9 protein-coding genes are annotated in these 6,537 nt (G+C 73.6%); 4 read left to right on the forward strand and 5 right to left on the reverse strand.

What is annotated here, in order from left to right; all coding sequences use genetic code 11:
* Positions 1-142 precede the first annotated feature (142 nt).
* Entirely contained in the window at positions 143-529 is a 387-nt protein-coding gene (locus tag ACZ6TV_RS37480; protein WP_465303027.1) for a VOC family protein, read from the forward strand.
* 248 nt (positions 530-777) lie between these two features.
* Here ACZ6TV_RS37480 and ACZ6TV_RS37485 read toward each other — a convergent pair whose 3' ends face one another.
* Positions 778-1,173, reverse strand: coding sequence for a DUF2867 domain-containing protein (locus tag ACZ6TV_RS37485; protein WP_465303029.1), 396 nt, complete (start codon positions 1,171-1,173; stop codon positions 778-780).
* Positions 1,173-2,042, reverse strand: a complete 870-nt coding sequence (locus ACZ6TV_RS37490; protein ID WP_465303031.1) for an SRPBCC family protein — start codon at positions 2,040-2,042, stop codon at positions 1,173-1,175. The genes ACZ6TV_RS37485 and ACZ6TV_RS37490 overlap by 1 nt, the downstream gene beginning before the upstream one ends.
* Before the next feature lie 59 nt (positions 2,043-2,101).
* Here ACZ6TV_RS37490 and ACZ6TV_RS37495 point away from each other — a divergent pair, with 59 nt between their 5' ends.
* From ACZ6TV_RS37495 to ACZ6TV_RS37505, 3 genes are read left to right on the forward strand one after another with little or no spacing between them, the layout of a single operon-like run.
* A complete protein-coding gene (locus tag ACZ6TV_RS37495; RefSeq protein WP_465303032.1) occupies positions 2,102-2,668 on the forward strand; it encodes a TetR/AcrR family transcriptional regulator in 567 nt (188 codons plus the stop codon).
* Positions 2,669-2,720: 52 nt separating this feature from the next.
* Complete coding sequence (locus ACZ6TV_RS37500; RefSeq protein WP_465303034.1) at positions 2,721-3,311, forward strand: TetR/AcrR family transcriptional regulator; 591 nt, start codon at positions 2,721-2,723, stop codon at positions 3,309-3,311.
* Entirely contained in the window at positions 3,308-3,712 is a 405-nt protein-coding gene (locus ACZ6TV_RS37505) for a hypothetical protein (protein WP_465303036.1), read from the forward strand. The genes ACZ6TV_RS37500 and ACZ6TV_RS37505 overlap by 4 nt, the downstream gene beginning before the upstream one ends.
* Positions 3,713-3,719: 7 nt before the next feature.
* Here ACZ6TV_RS37505 and ACZ6TV_RS37510 read toward each other — a convergent pair whose 3' ends face one another.
* From ACZ6TV_RS37510 to ACZ6TV_RS37520, 3 genes are read right to left on the reverse strand one after another with little or no spacing between them, the layout of a single operon-like run.
* Positions 3,720-4,307, reverse strand: coding sequence for a dihydrofolate reductase family protein (locus ACZ6TV_RS37510; RefSeq protein WP_465303038.1), 588 nt, complete (start codon positions 4,305-4,307; stop codon positions 3,720-3,722).
* A gap of 48 nt (positions 4,308-4,355) precedes the next feature.
* Positions 4,356-5,387 carry an LLM class flavin-dependent oxidoreductase gene (locus ACZ6TV_RS37515; RefSeq protein ID WP_465303040.1) on the reverse strand — a complete coding sequence of 344 codons (1,032 nt, stop codon included), beginning with the start codon at positions 5,385-5,387 and terminating at the stop codon, positions 4,356-4,358.
* A gap of 8 nt (positions 5,388-5,395) precedes the next feature.
* Positions 5,396-6,247 carry a hypothetical protein gene (locus ACZ6TV_RS37520; protein ID WP_465303042.1) on the reverse strand — a complete coding sequence of 284 codons (852 nt, stop codon included), beginning with the start codon at positions 6,245-6,247 and terminating at the stop codon, positions 5,396-5,398.
* Positions 6,248-6,537: the final 290 nt, after the last annotated feature.

Consider the following 6,537-nt stretch of genomic DNA (forward strand, 5'->3'; position numbering starts at 1 on the left):
AAGGTTCTCGTGCCTGGTCGTTCTTCCGCCGGCGCTCGTTCTTCCGGCCGGTGCGATCGTTCTTCCGGCCGGGTGGCGGTGCGGTGATGACCGGCCGTCCGGCCGTGTTCCGGCGGGGCGGGGCGGGCCTAAGGTCGGGATCATGGTGGATGCAGCGTTCCGACTGGGCGGGGTCGGGCAGATCGCCCGGCACGTGAGTGACATCGGCCGAGCCGTCGACTTCTACGGCGGCGTGCTCGGCCTGCCGCACCTGTACACGTTCGGCGACCTGGCGTTCTTCGACTGCGACGGCACGCGGCTCCTCCTGAGCCGGCCGGAGGGCAGTGGCACGGTCGCCGCCCAGTCGATCATCTACTTCCGGGTCCCGGACATCCACGCGGCCCACGCCGAGCTGACCGGCCGCGGCGTCGCCTTCTCCGGCGAGCCCCACATGATCCACCGCCACGCCGACGGGGCGGAGGAGTGGATGGCGTTCTTCACCGACCCCGACGGCGGCCTCCTCGCCGTCATGTCCCAGGTGGCGCCCTGAGCGGCGGCGGCCGGCATGGACCGCGCGGCGCCCGTTGCTTCCCGGGCGGTGCCCGCGTACGGGGCGCGGGTGGGCCTGGTTCACATGGCGCGCGTCATGCCCGGGTGGCGCGTCAGGCGGGCGCGGGCTGGCCTGGTTCACATGGCGCGTGTCATGCCGGGGTGGCGCGTCAGGCGGGCACCGGCGGGGCGGCGTGCGGGGCGCGGGCTGGCATGGACCGAGGCGTCTGTCATGTCCCGGGTGGCGCGTCAGGCGGCCACCGGCGGGGCGGCGTGCAGGGCGCGGGTGAGCATCGTCCGCACGACCAGGGGGTGGACGCGGCCGACGACGGCCAGGTAGGCGCGGCCGCGGCGGGTGCGGGGGCGGGCCAGGGTCGAGCAGACCACCGACTCCGCGTCGACGAACAGCGAGATCCGCAGATCGAAGTGGCGGGTGTCGGCGCCGAACAGCACCTCGTCGTCGCGGGCGTCGAGGGGCGCGAACACCCGCTTCGTGTCGAGGGGCTCCAGGCCGGGGATGTGGTTGCGCAGCCGCATCAGCGCGCCGACCCAGCGGGGCGCGCCGGCGCCGCCGAACATCACGGCCCGCCACGCGGCGGGGTCAGCGCTCGCGCCCGGCGGGCGGACCCCCTGCCACGCGTCCATCAGGTCGACCCGGTCCAGGGCGCCGCCGGCGGCAGGGCCCCGCCGGGCAGGGCCACCTTCCGCACGCCGGACGTACCGCCCTGCGCCCGGCGCCGCTTCCCGGCCTCCCGCGGGGTTTCCTGCCAGGACCGCCGCCCGGCGTCGGGCTGGGCCTGTAGCCGGGACTGTCGCCCGGTGCCCAGCCGGGCTTGCCGCCCGGGCCGGCGTCCGGTGTCCCGCGGGACCTCTCGACCGGTTCGCTGTCCGGCGTCGGACCGGGCCTCTCGACCGGGTCGCTGCCCGGTGTCCCGCAGGACCTCTCGACCGGTTCGCTGTCCGGCGTCGGACCGGGCCTCTCGACCGGGTCGCTGTCCGGTGTCGGGCCGGGCCTGCCGCTGGGCTTCCCGTCTGGCGCGGGCGGCGAACGCGCGGCGCAGCAGCCGCACCCACGGTGACCAGCGGGCCGGGTGGCGGACGGTGCCCGTGCCGGCGAGCTCCGCGTTGTCCAGCAGGTCCTGCAGCAGTGCCTCGTGCAGCCACCGGACCGCGACGGGCCACAGCAGGCGCATCGTGCCGGTGAGGCGGCCCTCGATGACGTGCACGACGGCTGTGCCGTCGCCGGCGGGCTCGACGCGCAGCTCGTGCTCGCCCACCACGCCGATCGCCGGGTCGAAGCGGCACCGCAGCAGCCGGCCGGGGACGTGCTCGACGACGGTGTACCGGATCATGCCGTGCCCGCCGGCCGCGCCCGGGCCGAGCGGCCGGTCGAAGCGCATCGGCGGCCACGTCGTCCCTGGCCACAAGGGGTCGTCAGGCCCGGCGACCCGGTCCAGCAGGGCGCCCATCAGGGCCGGGGGAGCGTCGATCGTGCGGCGTTGAACGTTGCGCATGACTGCTGCGTCCTCTCCGTACGGTGCCGTATGGTGGCACCGTACGCTACCGTACGGGGATGGCACAACGGCGGCTCAGTGCGGAGGACTGGACGGCGGCGGCCCTGGCGGCGATCGCCGACGGCGGCCTCGCGGCGGTCGCGGTCGAGCCGATCGCGGCCCGGCTCGGCGCCACCAAAGGCAGCTTCTACTGGCACTTCACCAACCGTGACGCGCTCGTCGAGGCGACCATGCAGCTGTGGGAGCGGGCCTGCACCGACGCGATCATCGACCTGGTCGAGGCCGCCGGCGACCCGCGGCGCAAGTTGTCGCTGCTGTTCACCACCGTGCTCGGGCACGCCCGGTCCAGCCGGCTGGAGAACAACGTGCTCGCCGTCGCCGAGCACCCGCTCGTGGCGCCCGTCGTGCACCGCGTCACCCGCCGCCGCCTCGACTACGTCGAGCAGCTGTTCGGTGAGGCCGGGTTCGAGCCGGGCGAGGCCCGCCGCCGCGCACTGCTGGCGTATTCGGCGTACGTCGGGCAGTCGCAGCTCGCGGCCCGCGTCCCGGAACTGCTGCCCCCCGACGCCGGCGGCCAGGGCGCGTACCTCGACACCGTCCTCGGCGTCCTGCTGTCGCCCTCTTGAGATACGTTCTGTATCCGGATACATCCTGTATCTGAGTTGTCGAGGGGGTGCGGTGACGCGGCTGACCCGTGCGGAGCAGCAGGAGGTCACCCGGGGCCGGCTCCTGGCCGCCGGGCTCACCGTGTTCCTGCGCCGTGGCTATCTCGCCGCGACCGTGGAGGAGATCGCCGCCGAGGCCGGTTACACGCGTGGCGCGGCGTACAACCACTTCGGCGGCAAGGAAGGGCTCTGGCAGGCGCTCGTCGACGACCGGGCGGGCGCGCTCCTCGACCAGCTGTGCGCGGCCCTCGACGCGGCCGGCAGCCGTGCCGAGCTGATCGACGTGCTCAACCCGGCCCGGTTCGTCGCGGACGAGACGGCGTCCCGGTGGGCGGTGGTGTCGGCCGAGCACCTCGCCGCGGTCGCCGGGCGGTCCGGCGTCGCCGCCACCCAGCGCCACGTCGACGAGACCGTGGCCGCCGAGCTCGACCGGCACTGCCGCCGGCTCGGCATCCGGCCGGCGGTGCCCCTCACGCAGTTCGTCGTCGCGTGGGGTGCGCTCGGCGGCGGGCTCGCCCTCCTGCACGCCGCCGACCCGGCCACGGACGTGTCGGGCGCCGCCGCCGGCGTCATCGCCGCGCTGCTGCCGGCGGACCCGGCATGAGCGGGTTGGAGCGCCGATCAAATCTCATGGCGTGGCTGCGCCGCCGGTTCCGGATCTTCGGCGGGGTGGCGGGCGCCGTCTCCCACGCCGACACCGGCCCCTACGCGGGTGCGCCGCGCAACCCCACCCTGCGCGTGGGCGACGAGAAGGCGTATTCGACCGTTCGGTACACCACCCAGCACATCGCCTACACCACGGTCGGCACCGGTGAGGGCGACTGCCGCAGGTGCGGGCAACCGCTCGCGGACCTGCACAGGCTCGAATACGTGCGCGGCGACACCCGCGTCCCGGTCGGCGCCGTCCGTACGTGCCGGCACTGCCACACCGATTCGTGGCTGCTGCGGTCCCGGATGCCGGCGGTGTCACGCGCCCGTGACACCGCCCGCAAACACGTGGTCTAGCCCAAAGCTAGCCCGGGACGACCTCGTAGGACAGCATGACGACGCCGGTGGTCGTCGGGGTGCAGTCGACGAGCTTCAGGCGGCGCGGGGCCGGGGCGCCGCGGAACAGGCGCTTGCCGGTGCCGAGCAGCAGCGGGTGCAGGAACAGCCGGTAGCCGTCGACGAGGTCCTCGGCGATCAGGTCCTGCACGAGGACACCGCTGCCGAGGACCGCGACGGCGCCCTCACCTTCGCTTTTCACCTTCCGTACCGCGGGAGCCAGCGGACCGTCGAGGACCTGGGCGTTGTGCCAGGTCAGCTCCCGCGGCGTGCGGGTCGCGACGTGCTTCACGGTCGCGTTCAGGTGCGCCGCCATGGGATTCTCGTCCGGCTGGGTGGGCCAGAACGCGGCCATCTTCTCGTACGTGCGGCGCCCGAACAGGTACGCGGTCGTCGACGCCAGCCCTTCCGCGGCCGCGGCGGCCTGACGGTCGTCGAAGTACGGCGCGCTCCACCCGCCGTGCTCGAACCCGCCGTCGCGGTCCTCGTCCGGTGACCCCAGGCCCTGCATGACCCCGTCCAGGGTCAGGAACTCGATGACGTTGAGCTCGCGCATGTCGCGCCCACCTCCGGCTGCTTCGGGCCGGCGCTGGTGCCGGCCCTGTCACCCGCTATACGAAGTCGCGCCCCCAGGATCGACATCGCGCCGCCACCCGAGTTTCGGGCCGAGATGCGTCGCGATGTCGGTGAGGATCTGCACGTAGTCGTCGTGCTCGAACGTGAACGGCAGCGCGAACGCGACCTCGTCGACCTCCTGGTACCCGGCGTGCGCGTGCAGCTGCTCCGCGATCCGCTCCGACGGCCCGACCAGGTCCGGCGCGAACATCATCCGTGCCGGGCCCTGCGGGGTGGCCGTGCGCGGGGTGCGCTGCTCCGCGTACACCTCGTACCGGCGGCGCTGCGACGGCGACGCGGAGTCCGTCGGGATGACGACCAGCCCCTGCGAGACCCGGGCCCGGTCGCCGTCGGGGTGATGGGCGCGGAACGCGCGGATGTGGGAGCGCTGGATCTGCGCGAAGTCCTCGCTCTCCTCAGCTTTGACCACGCTGCTCGTCAGGAAGTTCATGCCGTGCTCACCCGCCCAGCGGGCCGACGCGAGGCTGCCTCCGCCGTACCACATCCGCCGGCCGAGACCGGGCGAGTGCGGCTGCACGCGGTCGGAGAAGGCCTCGAACCCTTCCGTGCCGGCCTCGGCGACCCGGCTGCCGCGGACCAGGTCCAGGAGCCGGCGGACCCGCTCGTAACCGAAGTCCTCGGCGTCGGCGGTGTCCGGATACAGCGCGTCCTTCACCCGGTCGTAGTGCATCGGCGGCCCGACACTGACGCCGGGGTTGAGCCGCCCGCCGGACAGGACGTCGACGGTGGCCAGGTCCTCGGCGAGCCGCAGCGGATTCTCCCAGCCGAGCGGGATGACGGCGGTGCCGAGCTCGATGCGGCTGGTCCGCTGCGTCGCCGCCGCGAGCACCGCCACCGGCGAGGAGATCCCGAACTGCAGATGCCGGTGCCGCACCCACGCGCTGTCGAAACCCAGCCGCTCACCGAGCTCGATCACCTCGAGGGTCGACTCGTGACCCCGCCGCGGGTCCGCCTCGTCGAACAACCCGATCGTCAGGAACCCCAGTTTCCGCAAAGGCACAGGCCCCATTATCCAACGGTCACCGGCATACCCTGCTGTACCTCCAGAACCGCCCGGTCACCGAGCGGCGCCTGCAGCTGCACGGTCGCGGTGCGTGACCCGCCGATGGCGGTGCAGTTCTCGTGGTCGGAGTAGCGGTGCTCCAGGATGATGACGACGACCGCGTTCGCCGACTCGACGGCCTCCGCCGTGTAGTCGATCCCGCACGGCCCGGTCGCGGGGTTGGGCGCCCCGACGAACTGCGCCGTCAGCGTCGTGCCCTGGACCGTCGCACTGTCGATCCGCAGCCCACCGGGCGGGTTGCTGGCGTTCCACGGCGGCGGGACCACCGTCACCCCCGCCGACATCGCGAACGCCACCCGCGTCACCAGCACCGCCGACCCCTTGACGGTGAACTCCCACACCGGCGCCGTCGCCGCGCCCCGCGCCGTCTGGATCTTCGCCGTGCCGAGCCTCGCCCCGGTCACCTCGATCGTCTCGCACTCCGCGCAGCTCACCCCGCCCTTGACGAGCTCGTCGAGCGCCTCCGCCGCCCCGATGACCGCCACGGCCCGGCGGCCGCCGTCGTCCCACACGACCTCGGCGTCCGGCTGCGGCGCCTTGGGCAGGACCCCGACGGCCTTGACCTTCCCGGCGTTGAGGGACTCCTTGTACTGGTCCTTCTCCCAGTTGCCGACCTGGCCGGTCCGTTCTCCGACGACGACGATCCCCTGGCTGCCTCCGGCTGCGGCGACGGCTTGGTCGTACCGCTGCAGGGCCTCCCGCGCCTGCTGCCGCAACCGGTCAGGGCTCTCCCCGATGGGGGGCGGCTCGGTCGCGTTCTTCGCCCCGCACCCGGCGATCGCCACCATCAGCAGCACTGTTGAGATCCATCGCCCGCACCGCATGTCGCCCCCACCTCCGGCCGCATCGTCCCACCTTCGACGCCCTGCCGTCCGCCCCGGTTCCCTCGCTACAGGACCGCCACCGGGACCGGGTGCGACGACGCGGTATTCGATGCGCTGGATCTGCCGGTCGTCGTCGAACAACAGCGGCGGGCCGGCGACTCAGACGGGCAGAAGCCGGTCGGGGTGCCTCGACTGCGCGGCGAACATTCGATGCTTCCACCGGCAGGGCGGTAGCCGGCCGCGTCAATTCAACAGATCGGCGG

This window comes from Dactylosporangium sp. NPDC051087 (assembly GCF_055586325.1).